Source organism: Planococcus sp. FY231025 (assembly GCF_052078085.1).
GTDB lineage: Bacteria > Bacillota > Bacilli > Bacillales_A > Planococcaceae > Planococcus.
The window spans coordinates 350,412-365,792 of record NZ_JBQJJG010000007.1 but is presented as its reverse complement, the minus strand read 5'-3'; the positions used below and the strand labels follow the sequence as shown (position 1 = coordinate 365,792).

Annotated in this window: 18 protein-coding genes; 11 read left to right on the top strand and 7 right to left on the bottom strand. The window is 49.0% G+C overall.

All coding sequences use genetic code 11. From position 1 onward, the window contains the following. Positions 1–49 precede the first annotated feature (49 nt). Positions 50–1,312: a S8 family peptidase gene (locus tag ACTL32_RS11645; RefSeq protein ID WP_441341645.1), complete on the bottom strand. Its 1,263-nt coding sequence runs from the start codon at positions 1,310–1,312 to the stop codon at positions 50–52. 437 nt (positions 1,313–1,749) lie between these two features. Between ACTL32_RS11645 and ACTL32_RS11640 the strand changes: the two genes are divergently transcribed. Then, entirely contained in the window at positions 1,750–2,466 is a 717-nt protein-coding gene (locus tag ACTL32_RS11640; RefSeq protein ID WP_441341644.1) for an NAD-dependent deacylase, read from the top strand. Between the two features lie 21 nt (positions 2,467–2,487). Continuing rightward, positions 2,488–3,411 (top strand): PhzF family phenazine biosynthesis protein, encoded by a 924-nt coding sequence (locus tag ACTL32_RS11635; protein ID WP_441341643.1) that lies wholly within the window; start codon positions 2,488–2,490, stop codon positions 3,409–3,411. A 53-nt stretch (positions 3,412–3,464) separates the two neighbouring features. Here the strand turns inward: ACTL32_RS11635 and ACTL32_RS11630 are convergent, their stop codons facing one another. Beyond that, on the bottom strand, positions 3,465–3,905 hold the full coding sequence (locus tag ACTL32_RS11630; RefSeq protein ID WP_441341642.1) for a HEAT repeat domain-containing protein: 441 nt from the start codon (positions 3,903–3,905) through the stop codon (positions 3,465–3,467). 243 nt (positions 3,906–4,148) lie between these two features. Between ACTL32_RS11630 and ACTL32_RS11625 the strand changes: the two genes are divergently transcribed. The 4 genes from ACTL32_RS11625 (at position 4,149) to ACTL32_RS11610 (ending at position 6,956) form a co-directional block, all read left to right on the top strand. Next, positions 4,149–4,553 carry an excalibur calcium-binding domain-containing protein gene (locus tag ACTL32_RS11625; RefSeq protein WP_441341641.1) on the top strand — a complete coding sequence of 135 codons (405 nt, stop codon included), beginning with the start codon at positions 4,149–4,151 and terminating at the stop codon, positions 4,551–4,553. A 52-nt stretch (positions 4,554–4,605) separates the two neighbouring features. Continuing rightward, positions 4,606–5,241 carry a class D sortase gene (locus tag ACTL32_RS11620; RefSeq protein WP_441341640.1) on the top strand — a complete coding sequence of 212 codons (636 nt, stop codon included), beginning with the start codon at positions 4,606–4,608 and terminating at the stop codon, positions 5,239–5,241. 632 nt (positions 5,242–5,873) lie between these two features. Beyond that, positions 5,874–6,275: an excalibur calcium-binding domain-containing protein gene (locus ACTL32_RS11615; RefSeq protein ID WP_441341639.1), complete on the top strand. Its 402-nt coding sequence runs from the start codon at positions 5,874–5,876 to the stop codon at positions 6,273–6,275. A 51-nt stretch (positions 6,276–6,326) separates the two neighbouring features. After that, positions 6,327–6,956: a class D sortase gene (locus ACTL32_RS11610; RefSeq protein WP_441341638.1), complete on the top strand. Its 630-nt coding sequence runs from the start codon at positions 6,327–6,329 to the stop codon at positions 6,954–6,956. 56 nt (positions 6,957–7,012) lie between these two features. Here the strand turns inward: ACTL32_RS11610 and ACTL32_RS11605 are convergent, their stop codons facing one another. Beyond that, complete coding sequence (locus tag ACTL32_RS11605; RefSeq protein WP_441341637.1) at positions 7,013–8,245, bottom strand: cysteine desulfurase-like protein; 1,233 nt, start codon at positions 8,243–8,245, stop codon at positions 7,013–7,015. A 184-nt stretch (positions 8,246–8,429) separates the two neighbouring features. Between ACTL32_RS11605 and ACTL32_RS11600 the strand changes: the two genes are divergently transcribed. After that, positions 8,430–9,203, top strand: coding sequence for an alpha/beta fold hydrolase (locus ACTL32_RS11600; RefSeq protein WP_441341636.1), 774 nt, complete (start codon positions 8,430–8,432; stop codon positions 9,201–9,203). A 230-nt stretch (positions 9,204–9,433) separates the two neighbouring features. On the opposite strand, the gene ACTL32_RS11595 is transcribed toward ACTL32_RS11600, so the two are convergent. From ACTL32_RS11595 to ACTL32_RS11585, 3 genes are all read right to left on the bottom strand, one after another. Continuing rightward, a complete protein-coding gene (locus ACTL32_RS11595) occupies positions 9,434–9,940 on the bottom strand; it encodes a hypothetical protein (RefSeq protein ID WP_441341635.1) in 507 nt (168 codons plus the stop codon). Between the two features lie 386 nt (positions 9,941–10,326). After that, positions 10,327–11,103: a 3-hydroxybutyrate dehydrogenase gene (locus ACTL32_RS11590; protein WP_441341634.1), complete on the bottom strand. Its 777-nt coding sequence runs from the start codon at positions 11,101–11,103 to the stop codon at positions 10,327–10,329. Positions 11,104–11,124: 21 nt separating this feature from the next. Then, on the bottom strand, positions 11,125–12,444 hold the full coding sequence (locus tag ACTL32_RS11585; protein ID WP_441341633.1) for a GntP family permease: 1,320 nt from the start codon (positions 12,442–12,444) through the stop codon (positions 11,125–11,127). 236 nt (positions 12,445–12,680) lie between these two features. Here ACTL32_RS11585 and ACTL32_RS11580 point away from each other — a divergent pair, with 236 nt between their 5' ends. The 4 genes from ACTL32_RS11580 (at position 12,681) to ACTL32_RS11565 (ending at position 14,648) form a co-directional block, all read left to right on the top strand. Next, positions 12,681–13,562 (top strand): LysR family transcriptional regulator, encoded by an 882-nt coding sequence (locus tag ACTL32_RS11580; RefSeq protein ID WP_441341632.1) that lies wholly within the window; start codon positions 12,681–12,683, stop codon positions 13,560–13,562. Between the two features lie 77 nt (positions 13,563–13,639). After that, complete coding sequence (locus ACTL32_RS11575) at positions 13,640–13,843, top strand: spore coat protein (protein ID WP_441341631.1); 204 nt, start codon at positions 13,640–13,642, stop codon at positions 13,841–13,843. 94 nt (positions 13,844–13,937) lie between these two features. Beyond that, complete coding sequence (locus tag ACTL32_RS11570; RefSeq protein WP_441341670.1) at positions 13,938–14,204, top strand: spore coat protein; 267 nt, start codon at positions 13,938–13,940, stop codon at positions 14,202–14,204. A gap of 153 nt (positions 14,205–14,357) precedes the next feature. Beyond that, complete coding sequence (locus ACTL32_RS11565; protein ID WP_441341630.1) at positions 14,358–14,648, top strand: hypothetical protein; 291 nt, start codon at positions 14,358–14,360, stop codon at positions 14,646–14,648. Positions 14,649–14,700: 52 nt separating this feature from the next. Here the strand turns inward: ACTL32_RS11565 and ACTL32_RS11560 are convergent, their stop codons facing one another. Beyond that, complete coding sequence (locus tag ACTL32_RS11560; RefSeq protein ID WP_441341629.1) at positions 14,701–15,366, bottom strand: ribonuclease H family protein; 666 nt, start codon at positions 15,364–15,366, stop codon at positions 14,701–14,703. Positions 15,367–15,381: the final 15 nt, after the last annotated feature.

Genomic DNA, 15,381 nt, shown 5'->3' with positions numbered 1-15,381 from the left:
CATAAAAAAACAATCCCGGCGTATGGCCGGGATTGTTTTTTGCCGCTGCTTAACGCAAGCGGGCAAATCCAAATCCTGAAGCATAATCGTCGCCGTATCCAGCGCCCGATCCTGAAAGGATGTCGTAGTTGTATGCACGGTTCTGCAAATCATTGCGGATGGTCGTGTGGCTGACCGTCGGGTTTGCTGCCCATACTTTTGCCGCAAGTCCGGCAATGTGCGGTGAAGCCATTGACGTTCCGCTGATAGTCGAATAGCCGCCAGTGTACCAAGTCGAGTAGATTGCCGCGCCAGGTGCCGATACTTCTACATCGCCTTTGTTGATGTAGTAGTCGCCATCTGTATAGCTATAACCGCGTGAAGAGAAATCTGCAACACGGTACGTGCCGTTTTGGATGACGTTTTCAAGTGCTGCAACCGCTACTGCATTCTGCAATGCGCCAGGGTAGCCGATCGATCCTTGGTACGGGCCTGAGTTACCGGCTGCTGCGATGATCAAAACGCCTTTGCTGTAAGCATAGTTGACAGCATTCGTGATCAAGCTGCTTTCAGAAGAAGAACCGAGTGACATATTGATGACCACTTTCGTGTTCAGCGCAGTTGCCTGATCGGCTACGTGGCGAATAGCGTTTGCGATGTCATCCGAATAACCTGAACCGTCATCGCCCAATACTTTGTATGCCCATAAGTCTGCAGCCGGAGCTACACCGTAAACGCCTGAACCTGAACCGCCGTCAGCAAGTGCAGTTCCTGCAACGTGTGTCCCGTGTCCTTGGCGGTCAACACATGAACCGTTCACGATGCTCGTTCCGACAGTGAAATCTTTACATTGTTCAACATTGTTTACTAGATCCGCGTGGGTTTTATTGACGCCTGTATCAAGTACAGCGATGTTGACGCCTGCTCCGCCTGATGTTCTTGTCAATGCGCTATCGTTATAGATGGCTTTGATGCCCCATGGCGTTGACTGTGAGGCTGCCATTGCGGCATATGCTGCTTCCGGTTTCGAAGAAGTAGAGTCAATTGAATACTCAGGAACTTTTTCAACCGTCAAGTTTTTATTTTTTTGAAGCGCTTCGAATTGGTTTGCGTTCATATCGGTCGTGAAGCCTTCACCTTCAAAGTCCCAATGGACGCCGTAACGATCTTTGGCATTCTTCAGTTCCTTCTGGTTCGCCGAATCGACCAATACACGGAATTTCTCATTGCTGTTTTGTGCTGAGGAGTCCCCATTTGCGCTGACACCCATTGCCGGTACGAGCAATGTTGCCGTAAGCATGACTGATGTTACAAATTTCGCCGATCTTTTCATCGTTCAATCCCCTTTTCCATTAAAAGTGTTTGGCAGATAAAGCACCCCGGCGTCCCGGCGTCCGCTTTCAGGCTCCCCGCTTCGGAAAACCCGGCCTCACAACTAACGTTAACAGAGAAGTCTCATATGCGTAATTGGGAAAATAACGGCCCTTTTAAGTTAATAAACGCTAAGGAGACTTAAATATTCACGACTTTGTACCTAAAACACTTTTATGTCCTTTAAAAAGACTTTTTTCGAAAGAAATACATCAAAATCTTGCAATTTTTATCATAAAGAACACTTGTCCGAAAGAAGGTTTCGGCTCCAATTTTATGCTGATTTCCTGAAAATGAATTATGTCTTTTCTATATTGATGGAATTTTCCATTAAATTAACCATTCGGATCGGATATTATATATACTTTAGTAAAGAGCGTTCAAGCAAGGAGGGATTCTATGGTAAGCGATTGGCTCAAAGGCGCACAGCATGCCGTTATATTTACAGGCGCCGGCATGTCGACAGAAAGCGGGCTGCCGGATTTCCGCTCAGCAAACCAGGGTTTGTGGGGGAAAAGGGATCCAAGCAAAGTGGCGAGCGTGCAAGCGATGAATTCAAATGCTGAAGCGTTCACTGCGTTTTACCGGGAGCGCATCACAAAAGCTGACGCCTTTTCCCCGCACGAGGGGCACCGAATTTTGGCAGACTGGGAATCCGGCGGCCTGGTCCGGTCAATCATTACCCAAAACGTCGACGGCTTCCATCAGCTGGCCGGAAGCCGTGCAGTCACTGAACTCCATGGATCGCTCCGCAAGGTTTTTTGCCAGTCTTGCGGCGCCTCCTACAGCAGCAGCTTCTACAAAGAAAAAAATTACCGCTGCCCTGCTTGCGGCGGCCTGCTCCGCCCTGCTGTCGTGCTGTTCGGCGAAATGCTGCCGGAAGAACCATTCGCCATGGCATACGAAGAAGCCAGCCGGTCCGACTTGTTCATCGTTCTCGGCTCTTCGCTCAGTGTCTCGCCTGCCAATCAATTCCCGCTTATTGCCAAGGAACATGGTGCACGTTTGGTAATCATCAACGAAGAAGCGACCGACTTCGATTCCTATGCCGATCTCGTGGTCCATGGCCGGAAAATCGGAGCGGTACTCGCAGAATGGAATGAAGGACTCAATTGATCAAAAGAATGGAGGGTAGTCATGAAAACATTACGTTATTCACTAATTGATGTGTTTACAGAGAAGCCGTTCGGCGGCAACCAATTGGCGGTCTTTCACGGTGAGGAGAAACTTTCTTCCACCACGATGCAGCAAATCGCGCGGGAATTGAATTTGTCGGAAACCGTCTTTGTCTGTCCACCGGAAAATTCGAAGAACCATAAATGCTTGCGCATCTTTACGCCGAAAGTGGAATTGCCGCTTGCCGGACACCCGACCATCGGGGCAGCGTTCAGTTTAGCCGAACAGGGAATGATACAGACTTCAGAAGGGCCGAATGAGTGGATTTTGGAAGAACAGTTCGGCGATATTCCGGTGACCGTCCATAAATATGGCGGGCAGATCGTGAAAGTGGAAATGACGCAACCTTTTCCGGAATTCAGAGCCAGCTATCAGAAGACCGGCCTAGTCGCTGACTTGCTTTCGCTGACGCCGAAAGACCTCGACGTCCGCTACCCGTTCCAGACGGTTTCATCAGGCCTCCCCTTTTTATTCATCCCTGTCCGTTCCTTGAATGCCATCCGCAATATCCAATTCCGCACAGACATCTGGGAACGGCATTTTAGCCGGGATCCGGATACACAGCATATTTTCGCATTCACTACTGAAACAGAAGAAAAGCGTTCGACCGTCCACAGCCGCATGTTCGCCCCTGCCATGGGCATTGCCGAAGACCCGGCAACCGGTGCAGCAAGCGGGCCGCTTGGCGCATATCTGGTTGAGCACGGGGTCATCCCCAAAACAGCTGACGGGACCTACAATATCCGCAACGAACAAGGCTTTGAAATCAAGCGCCCCAGCTATATTGACGTCACCATCAGGAAATCCGGCAACCGGTTCTCGCTCGTGAAAATCGGCGGCACCTCGGTGACGATGGGACAAGGCGAGATTTATTTGGCAGATTAGTCCTGAGAACAAAAAAACACCGCTGCAGCCTAAGCTGCAGCGGTGTTTTGGCGTTATCTTCTCTGGATGGATTTCCACTGATCTTCAAGCCATTGGTCAAAGTCATCGCCTTTATCGCCTTTGTACGTATCGTAGATGTCAACGCGCGTTTTTTGCAATTTCACTTTGAAATCTTCGTACGTATGGTCTTTCGGCAAGCTCTTTTTCAAGCGGACCAACACTTTTGAAGTGTCTTTGATCAAATCGAATTTTTTGCGTTTCGGCAATTCGACTTCTTCTCCGAGGCTCTGCAATTTTTCAAAAGCGGCTTCCTGCACCTGATAGACCGGGTCGTTGTTCATGCGGTGAAGCAGGACATCAATGGTCTTCTGGTGTTTGTAGTTGCCCAATTCCTCTACTGCCGCAAGGCGTTCTTTCCAGTTGGCTGTACGGTTGGCTGCTCGTTTCAATTCGTCGTAGTTCGACGGAAGTTCAGTGCTGTATTGTTGACTCAAAAATTTCAATCTCCTTTGATCATTTCCCTTTCCGGAAAATGTGCTGCTCCATTCCATTTCGGAAATAGCTTGTCCCCGTATTGTACCATCAAGTGGGCGAAAGGACAAAAAGCTGATTTTGAAGGAGGACCTTGATGTCGTCTGAAAATATTCAAAATAATTAATAAATAATAGGTTTAATTTCATAAATTTGGGTATATTATAAATGTTTTTACAAAAAATTGTATTTGAAAGGAGATCAAAATGAGAAAAACCGTCTTAGGCAGTTCAATGTTTTTGTTGATGTTCATGGGTACTTCCGGTGCATATGCTGAGGTAAACGACAGAAATTGTGATGATTTTTCCAGCCACCAGGAAGTGATGGAATTTTGGTACTCTAACGGCTATAACGCAGACAATGACCCCCATGACTTGGACCGTGACAATGATGGCCTGGCATGTGAAGTGACTCAAAGTGAATACGATAGTTTTGTCGCATCCAAAGAAGCCGGTTCTTCTGATAACGGAGATGAAGCAGCGGAAGAAACAGTTGAAGGCGAAGAAATGCCGGATACCGCCTCTGACAATCCATTGATGATGCTGCTTGGCGCTGGAGCAGCTGCTGCCGGTTCCCTACTGCTATTCCGTCGCAATAAACAAGAAGCTTAACATTCTATTCTTAGGCAGGTTCCCCTGCCTTTTTGTCATGAGGTGATGTCAGATGAAGCGCTGGACAGGCTTGTTTTTACTCATTGCAGGTTTAATCGTCGGACTTTCCAGTTTTTCCGGCTGGTACAGTGCCAAAAGCTCTGCGAAAGTTTTGACGGCAGGTGAAATGAAAGAAGTGGCAGAGCTGCAAGAAATGACTTATATCAAACGGGAGAAAGCTCCAGCCGCGCCTCCCGATTCCGGGCAAACGGCCGAACCTGTCACCACTACTTCTGTCAGCCATAAACCGGGTGAAAAAACCGCATCTTTGATTATCCCCAAACTCGAGCAAAAGTTTTCGGTGTATTGGGGAGCGGATGATGCGACGCTGGACCAGGGTGTAGGGATGTTCGTCAGCGATCTTACCACAGTCCCTGGCGGAAATGGGCACACAGTGCTGAGCGGCCATCGGGATACCGTCTTTACGGGCCTTGGCGAGCTGGCAAAAAAAGACCAGCTAATGATTGAATATGACGGCAAAGTTTTTGTATACGAGATTATCAAAACGTGGATTACCCATGGAGATGACCGCACCGTTATTGTTGAGAAAGATGAATCCGTTCTGACACTCACCACCTGTTACCCGTTTGATTATATCGGATATGCACCGGACCGTTATGTCGTCCAAGCCAAGCTGGTGTCTGCTTGATCGGCAACGGATCACTAAGAAATAGGCTGTCTAAAAAAGGCTGCTGTCCATTTCGGCGGACGCTTTCCGCGGGCTTGCGCCGAACTAACAAAGAACTTGTGCTCCTGCGCAAGCTCGTCGCAAATACTTGCCCTCGCAAGCTTCGGTCAAGTATTGACTCGCTTCCGAGTGGATTTCGGCACTTCGCTGTCCCGCTGGAAAAACCGATGCTTCTGTCTCTGCATCGCTTCGCTAGCTTCGAGACATGAAAGGGCGTTGCATCGCTTTGCTGCTTCGTCGCAAACAAGTTGGCCGAAGTGCCTTCGTCCAACTTGCTCGCCGCCTCCATTTTCATCAGCCGTTATAGAATAAGGAAAGGCCAGAGGAGAAGAGCATTGCTTTTTCTCCTACGGCCTTTTCGTTTTGAGCTTTTTAGACAGTTCCTTTTCTTTTTATTTTATATAAATTGCTGCAACCGGCTTCTTGAGGTGTCTTATGCCATGGGCAAAGGGATGATTTCCCCCTTATGGAACCCCCTCCGCCCAAAGGTTCGGCCGCTCTTTTCAGACGGTCAAAAAATGATATGCTATTTTCAAAATTTTGGGTATACTGTAAATGGTTTTATAAAATACTTTCAACCAAAGGGGATCCCAATGAGAAAAACTGTATTGGCCGGTTCGATGTTTTTGATGATGTTTACAGGGGCTTCGGGCGCATATGCCGAAACAACCGATAAAGATTGTGCGGATTTTTCGTCCCGCGAGGAAATGATGCAATTTTGGTATTCAAACGGCTATAGCGCCATAAATGATCCCCACCGCTTGGATGGAGACGGCGACGGCTTGGCGTGTGAAGTATCCAAAAGCGAATATGATGCGTTTGTAGCGGCACAAACCGGTGATGCGAATGGCGGCACAACACCTGGAGAAGAAACTGCTGAAGGTGAAAAATTGCCGGCAACCGCTTCAAGCAACCCGTTGATCATCCTGATCGGCGCCGGAGCTGCAGCAGCCGGCTCGCTCCTATTATTCCGCCGGAAGCGGCAAGAAGCGTAAAAGCGAATCCGAAGGCCGGCATGCCTGCCTTCGACTCTTGAGGTGATTTTTATGAGGCGCTGGATCGGGCTGTTCCTGCTTGTTGCCGGCCTTGCGGCTGCCGTTTATGGTTTTTTGGGATGGCATGATGCAAGAAGCTCCGCTGAAAACCTGACGGCAGCCGAACAGAAAGAAATTGAAGAAAAGGCTTTTGCGGCACATACGGCTACTTCAGCCGCCCCTTCTGACAAGCCGCTCCAACCGGTCCTCACCACTTCGGTCCGGCATGCACTTGGCGAAGAAACTGCTTCGTTGATCATCCCGAAGCTGGAACAGAAGTATTCGGTGTTTTGGGGTGCAGATGATGAGACATTGAAGCAGGGCGTAGGGATGTTCATCAGCCCCTTGACGACGGTCCCAGGCGGCAATGGTCACACGGTGCTGAGCGGCCATCGCGATACCGTTTTTACCGGGCTGGGAGAGCTTGAAGAAAGCGATGTGCTGATGATTGAATACGACAGCGGGGTCTATGTCTACGAAATTACAGATGCCTGGATCACCCATGAAGACGACCGGTCGGTCATCGTCGAGAAAGACGAGTCTACGCTAACCCTGACGACCTGCTATCCGTTCGATTACATCGGATATGCCGCAGACCGATATATTGTCCAGGCGAAACTCGTATCTGCCTCAACAGACTAAAACAAGAGGGCAAAACTGCAGCCGCAGTTTTGCCCTCTTCCCTTTTGCTTTGCAAATTATAGCGCTGCAACCGCCGCGATGAGCCGGTCGACTTCTTCTTCAGTGTTATACGGCGCCAATCCGGCCCGGATCCAGCCGCCGGTTTTATTGATATCGAGCCGGTCTGCCAATGTGGAAGCATAAAAATGCCCGGCTGCGATAAATATGCTGTGCTGTTCTGCCATGATTTTGCATACTTCTGCAGGGTCCTGCCCTTCGAGCTGGAATGCAATGGTCGGTGTTTTCGGTACGTCGGTCCCGGCTTCGAACAACGTCACTCCGTCAAGTGCGCGCAATCCGTCGCGAAGGCGCTTCGCGAGCCGGTTTTCATAAGCTTCGATCGCCTCAAGCCCCGACAGAATGCGCTCCCTTCTCGTTTTGCCTTCGCCGAACGAGGCAAAAAATTCGATGGCGGGTTTGATGCCGGCAATGCCTTCATGGTTTTGTGTGCCGGTCTCCAGTTTGTCCGGATAATAGCTTGGCGCCGGTACCAATTTGTACGGCTCAAGACCTTTGAAAATATTTTCGCGAATTGCTGCAATCCCGATATGTGGGCCAAAGAATTTATAGGCTGAACAAAGCAGGATATCGATGTCCTGCTTTTCGCGGTCAAGCGGAACATGCGGCGCTGCATGGACGGCATCCGCTGCAAAAATCGCTCCCACTTCCTTGGCGCGTTTGACGATCGGTTCGATGTCGACAATCGTGCCGACTGCGTTCGAAGCCAAGCCGACAGCGACAAGCTTGGTATTTTCGTTGATGACTTCATGGAGATCGCTTAGGTCAAGAACCAACGAATTGGTATCGACCTTGATCCACCGGACGTTCAAGCCCCGGTCTTTCGCCATGAGAAGCCACGGATCCACGTTTGCCCGGTGGTCCATCTCGGTCACCACGATCTCGTCGCCTTCCTCGAACTGTTTGCCGAGCGCATTGGCGATGGCAATCGTCAGCGTGGTCATGTTCGCACCAAACGCCACTTCGTTCACTCCGACATTGAGGAAGTCGGCGACCGCCCCCTTCGCATCCGCGATGATCTCTTCCGTTTCCCAGCTCGACGGGAACGACCCATGCAGGTTCGCGCCGCCTCTTTCCATATAGCCTGCAATCGCCTGGATGGCGGATTTGACGACTTGCGAGCCGCCTGGACCATCAAAATAGGCAACGTTCTTGCCGTGATATGTCCGCCTCAAGGCGGGGAATTGCTCCCGGACCGCTTCAATCGGAAATGCCGTTTCAGTTGTTTTCATGTACATAGCCCCTTTGCAATGACGTTCTCTTTAAATAAAACACGTTATCGGAGCCGATGTCTAATAGAAAGCGGTTGATTTCTGAAAATTTATTTTTATTCCTGCATGCATAGCTTTTTATTAAGCACTGCGGAATGAGGGTATACATTTTATAGAATCTTGAAAGCTGAAAGGAAGAACCTCAATGCCTCATTTTAAATCTCGAGATGTCACCTTGTTCTATGAAGATGTCGGAGAAGGAACGCCGTTACTGCTCCTGCACGGGCTGACAAGCAACCATGCCATGTTCTACCGCGAAATGGATTTTTTCAAAAAGAAATACCGCGTCCTTGCGCTGGATTCCCGAGGCCACGGACGGTCCGATAAACCGGAGACATATACCCTGGACGACCATGTCGAAGATGCAGTTGCCCTAATCAACCATTTGAAACTTGAAACGCTCTATGTACTAGGCGTATCAATGGGCAGCTATATTGCACAAGGCGTAGCAATCGCGCTTCCGGACCAGGTGAAAAAACTCGTCCTCGTCGCTACCAAGCCAAACGGGGAACAATCGTCGATGGCGGAGCTCTTTGAACGCCATGAGGAGGCGTTCCGCGGAATGACACTTGCCGGAAAGCTGAATAAGTCATCCGAATTCATGTTCCACAACCAGGAGAAAGTCGACGAGTGGCTGCGGAAAACGGCCGAACAGAGCGACGGGCTTACAGGCCGCGAACAGGCGGCCGCTTCCGCCGCATTGAAGGATTTCGATTTCCGCAGCAAGCTCGGAAATATCCGCGCGGAGACGTTGGTAATCAGCGGCAAGCACGACGGCTTGAATCCTCCCGACAAGGGCAGAGAGACCGCTCTCCACATTCCGGATGCGACGTATATGGAATTCAAGCGCTCCGGCCACGCACCGAACGTCGAACAGGACAGGCTATTCCTTGGCATCGCCGATAATTTTCTTGATTGACGGGATGAAAAAACGCTCTGCACGATCAAGCTGTTCAGTTTTGAATCGCAAAACCGTCATTCGAACTCCAAACAGCCCCCCAGTTAGAACCTTTGGACTGATATGGGGGCTGCTTTTATTATTGGTTTTTGCCTATAAAAAAAGCCGAAAGGTTGGTTCATCCTTTCAGCTCTTCTCGCTATATCGGCACATCAATGGGTTGGCTTCCTCCATCAGGTGCCTTCTCATATTTACTTCTCCCTTTGAATGCGGTCTTCATTAAGTTTGTTCGGTTGGTTCTTCGTTTTGTTTAAAGGGGAAGCGTTTTGGTCGTAATCATTCACATCGACGTGCTCCACATTTTCTTCACTTGTGTCAGTCCCTGGATCCCAGGTTGCGCTGTTTATTACGTTTCCGCGTTCCCCCGTTGTAAAGGTTCCTTCTGGTTCCCGGATGGTGTCGTCAAAATCATTGCTTTTTTGCCAACCGCTGGTTTCTCTGCTCGGATTTGGTTCTTCCGATTCCCGCCAGTCTGCTGAATGAGCTGGGTCCTTTTTTCTGATTGTGGTGTCGCCATCTGCAAGGTAGGGCTCATTCGAACTATTGGTGTTTGTGTCTGAAGTGCCTCTTTCTTGAAGTACGCCTTCCCGTTGTTGTTCTTTTCCAACATCCTTGGCTGTACCTGAATCTGCCGCCTGGAATTGCTGAGTATCTTGTCGATCTTTTCGGATAGAATCATCACGATTATTTTTTTCCATCTTAATTCCTCCTAGTTTAAAAAGTCTCCATACACCCAGTTACCCGTTAGGTGAAAATTCAAACTTTTGTACGGAACAATACAAAACACACAGAAGGCTTTTTTGTATATGAACATGCTTTTCTGCATTCCCCTATTACGGATGCCCTCCACAAGATGATTGACACACTGATGTATAGGGCAGGAATCCAAATGTCCGTTTAGATTTCGATAAAAAAACACCTAAGTCCGGAGGTTCAAAAACCTGTCGAATTTAGGTGTTATTTGGCTTTTTAAAGGACTGACTAAATAGATTTTAAAAGATAGTCTATTTAGGAGGTCAATTCGGTTTTTACAATTCAAATCTGAGCGGGTATGCGATTCGAAGAGCGTTTTTTCCTGGTTTCATTATTGGGCCGTATAGCCGCCGTCCAGGACGACTGCCTGGCCGGTGACGCCTGACGCTTTGTCGCTTGCTAGGAACATTGTGTAATCTGAAATTTCCTGTACAGACAGCAGGCGCTTTTGCGGCACCAAAGGATAGATGACTTCTTCAAGCACTTTGTCCAAAGAGACATTGCGCGTTTTCGCCAAATCGCTCATCTGATTTCGCACAAGCGGTGTATCGACATAGCCCGGGCACATTGCATTGACTGTGATGCCATGCTCTGCCCCTTCCAGCGCAGAGACTTTCGTCAACCCGATGACGCCATGCTTTGCGCTGTTATACGCCGCTTTGCCGGCGAAACCGACGAGGCCATTGATGGAAGCCATGTTGATGATACGGCCTTTGCCTTGTTTCTTCATGATCGGAAACGCATGTTTCGTCGCCACAAAAGGCGCAACCAACATGATTTTTACAAGCAGTTCGAATTTTTCGGTCGGAAACTCTTCAATTGGAGAAACAAATTGCATACCTGCGTTGTTGATCAGGACATCAAGCGAGCCGAACGTTTCTACCGCTTTATGGATCGCCGCTTCCAACTCCGCTTCATTCGTCACATCAACCTTAAGGCCAATTGCTTCAAATCCCTGGTCCTTTAAGGATTGGGCAGCGTCCACAACCGCTTCTTCATTGATATCCGTTAAAACAATTTTAGCCCCTTCTTTTGCGAAGTCGGCACTGATTTCATAACCGATGCCGCTCGCGGCGCCAGTAATGAATACTACTTTATTTTCAACCATGCGAATTCCCTCCACTAATTTTTAGATGCCTAATCCTAGTGAAAACAAGACGATCGCAATCGCCAGGCCTAGCAGCGGAACGATAACCGTTACAGCTCCCATTGCTCCATAAGCAGCTTTATGTGTTTCACCGCAGATTCCCTGGATGGTCGTTACCACGTATCCGTTATGCGGCAAGGAATCCAGTGCTCCGGAAGAAATTGCGACTGTCCGGTGAAGCGCTTCGGTGTTGACGCCCAAGTCAATGTAATGTGGGGCCAACAAAGGCAAAGCGATAACTTGTCCGCCGGATGCCGAACCGGTGATTCCGGCGATGACGCTTACTGCGATTGCACCGCCGATCAACGGGCTGCCTGGAATACTCGTCATGGCATCAACAGCTGTTTGGAAGGCCGGCACGGCTTTCGCCACCCCGCCGAATCCGACAACAGCCGCTGTATTGCCGATAGCGATCAACGCGCCAATCGTACCATCCGTCAATGCTTTCCCCATGTTTTGGAAATGGGATCTGTTTAAAATGTACGTTGTAAGAAAGCCGCCAAGCAATGCGATGACCAACGCCGATGTTTTCAAAGAATCATGGAAGATGAATGAAACAACAAGCACAACCAATAAAGGAATCAACCCCATGATTGGGTTTGGCAATGCGCGCTCTTCCACCACCGGGTCTGTTTTGCGCGACTCGAAATGTTCGCCTTTTTTTACTGCCTTGCTGATCATGCGCTTCAGCCACCAATAGCCGAATACCGCCATGAAGACGCCGACGATAATACTGACTTCCCATCCAGCGTAAGGGCTGGTGTTCAAATACTCGATTGGAATCCAGTTTTGGATTTCCGGTGAACCGGCTGAAGTCATCGTAAATGTAACTGAACCGAGCGCTAATGCCGCTGGAATAAAGCGGCGCGGAAGATCCGCCTGTTTGAACAAGCTGAGTGCCATCGGATAAACCGAGAAGGCTACGACGAATAAACTTACGCCGCCATAGGTCAACACCGCACAGGCGATAACGACTGCAAGCACCGCCCGCTTGATGCCGAATTTTCCAACGAGCCAGCGGGAAACACTGTCTGCTGCTCCGCTGTCTTCCATCAATTTACCAAAGATTGCTCCAAGCAGGAACATCGGGAACCAGGCTGTGATGAACCCGGAAAACCCGGTCATGTAATTCCCTAAAAAGTTTACTTCCCCTTCCGCAACCATCTGCGGAAACAATGGCAGGCTGCTGAACAGCGCTACCACTAGCGCACTCAACGGACCTGCAATCAGCAAGTTCGTCCCTCTCATCGTCAAGTAGATGAGCAGCGCCAAACCGCCGATTAAACCGATCATACTAAACATGTTATTTCCCCCTTTAAATTGTTTTACACGCTGCCGTCCGAATCATGCCCCTTTTGCATCTATCCAGAAACCGGCTTTCTTGTAAGCGCTTACGAGTCCGATATAAAAAAATTCATAAATTTGTCAAAATATTTAGACCCGCTCGGCTTTTTATAGTGTACCTTTCCTTTTTTAATAGGTAAAATGAATAAAAAGTATACTTCGCATAACTTTAAGTTATAGAAAAGAGGCCAATCATGGATATCCGGCAATTGAATTATTTCATAGAAGTGGCGAAGCACCAGAGCTTCACCAAGGCTTCACAGGCGCTGCATGTCACCCAGCCGACACTCAGCAAGATGGTGAAAAACCTGGAAGATGAACTCGACGTTACGCTTTTTGACCGTTCCGCCCGGCAGATCGTTTTGACCGACGCCGGCGAAGTGGTGCTTGCCCAAGCCCAAAAAATCGTTAACAGCCTGGATGATTTATCGGAATCGCTTTATGATGTGATGCACTTGAAAAAAGGGAAAATCAAAGTCGGCCTCCCTCCTGTCATCAGTACACTGTTCTTTCCGACCATCATCGCTGAATTCCAGCGGTCCTATCCCGATGTCACCATCATGATTGATGAATACGGTGCGAAGAAAGTCGAGCAGAAAGTGCTCGAAGGCGCAGTCGACCTCGGCTTTGTCATGCTGCCGGTGGACGAAGAGAAGTTCGATGTCGTCCCGTTTGTCGAGCAGGATATCAAGCTTCTGGTTCACCAGTCACATCCCCTTGCCCATCTGGACACAGTGGACCTCATCGATTTCAAAGACGATCCTTTTTTGCTGCTGAGCAAAGAATTCACCCTAAACAGCCGGACAATCCAGTTCTGCCTTAGTGAAGGGTTCACGCCGAAAATTGCGTACGAAAGCTCTCAGTGGGACTTTATCGTCGGCATGGTGGAAAAGAACCTGGGCGTCACTTTAATGCCGTCGCTGATTTGCGACCGGATGAAAGGCGGCCCTTTCAAAACCATCTCGCTTACCCGCACATTCCCTTGGCGGCTGGGCATCATCCTGGCCAAAAACCGCTACGTCCCTTATGTATCGCGTTCGTTCATTTCACTCGTCAATGAACTTCCAAAAGTTTGACAAAAAAAAGATTAAAAAAAGAATTCCCGGGTAAACCGTTATTAATGTTTCAAATTAACTTTTTTGGAGGGATATCAATGGCAAAAGAACTTGCTCTGCACGAAAAGCTTGAAGTCCATGAAATTTTGACATTCAAAACTGCCTGTATCGCGAAAAGCAAAGTATTCAGCGGCTTGGTGGAAGATCCGAAGTTGAAGGAAATCCTGGATGAAGACATCGAATTATCCACAAAAGCGATTAAGGACCTGCGCAAAATTCTAGCGGACTCCAACAAACAATAATTAAGGGAGGATGGATTATATGGCTACAAATAAAGAAACTTCAAAAATGAACAATGAAGCTATCCATAAGGATAATTTAGCGCTTCCGGGCTCTATGCTGGATGACTTGGCGATTGCCACGGATTTTCTGGTGACAGCCAAAGCCGCAGTCCGGAACCTTGCTGTCGCGATCACTGAGACAGCCACCCCTTCCGTCAAGAAAGTTCTGCGCCGCGAACTGGATATCGCCATCGATACACATGACAAAATCGCACAATATATGATCAAAAATGAAATGTACCATGCATATGACATTGAAGAGCAAGTTGAGCATGATTTGAAAAAAGCGGACACCGCTTTAGCGCTTGCCAAGAAAAAATAGTCATTGCTATGAGAAGCCGAACCGCCCTTTCGCCCCGGAAAGGCAGTTCGGCTTCTTTTCGGCATTGCTGGCAAAATGATTAATATTCTGCCAAACAGGGAATCCAATATAGATACTAGATACAAATCAGCATTTGAAAATGGAGGGATAGCAGTGGACAAAAGAACAAAGCAAGATCTTTTGTATGCATGTGCTGCAGGCGCCTGCGCGTTTGTTGTTGCTAGAATGTTCAGGAAAAAAGGGAAGAAATACTGGGTTTATCCGGACCATGACCTCCACAACAGCAAAACGGCCGATGTCCGTGAAAGCCCGAATGCAGCTGTGGACCACGCCGAAATCGGACTGACGGAGCTCGACTCTGCCTACCGTTCTGAATGGGTCTCGATGGGTTATCCGCAAACCTACCACGAATTTGATTATGACGGCGAAAAATGGAAAAAGTGACGAAAAAAGCAGGAAAGGCATAGAGCCTTCCCTGCTTTTATTTTGATTGAGGTCATGGTTTTGCGGTCATTTCGATGACTCCCGCAATATCGATGCCATTGAGTGCCTGCGTAGCCAACTGGTCCGCTTCAGCATTTTCCCGCCGCGGCACCAGCTCGTATTCCGGCTGGATGCCTAGCCTCTCGAGCTTTTGGTCGATGCGGTCAGCCCACCTGGCCAAATCCGCTTCCATGGCAGGCCAATCGCCGCCCATCTGGTTGATGACAACTTTGGAATCCCCGATGAACTGGATCGGCAAATGATGGACGCCGAGAAGTTCCAACTCTTGCAGGCTTAAGTAAAGAGCTGCGTATTCCGCTTCATTATTGGACTTTAATTCTGCAGACGGGGCATTGCGCCGCAGCCGATAGGACTTGCCGCTCTGTTCATAATAGATGACACAGCCAAGGCCGGAGGTGCTGGTCGCCGGGCTGAACCCGCCGTCGAAATAGACAGTGATGTTGTGCGGCTCCGTTTCGAGTCCTTTAAGGTAGCCTTTCATTTCCTTGACGGTCCATGTACTGTCGAACCGGTCGACGAATACCAGTTTTTTCGTCCGGCCCGTCCGCTCCAGATCTTCTGCGAGCAGCACCGCTTTGGCTGCCGGCATTTCTTCCGATTGGAAAATCGCCTCAGTCCCTTTCGGGGTTTTGTATACCCATTCTATCCGGACGTTCATTGCCCTGCCCCCTTC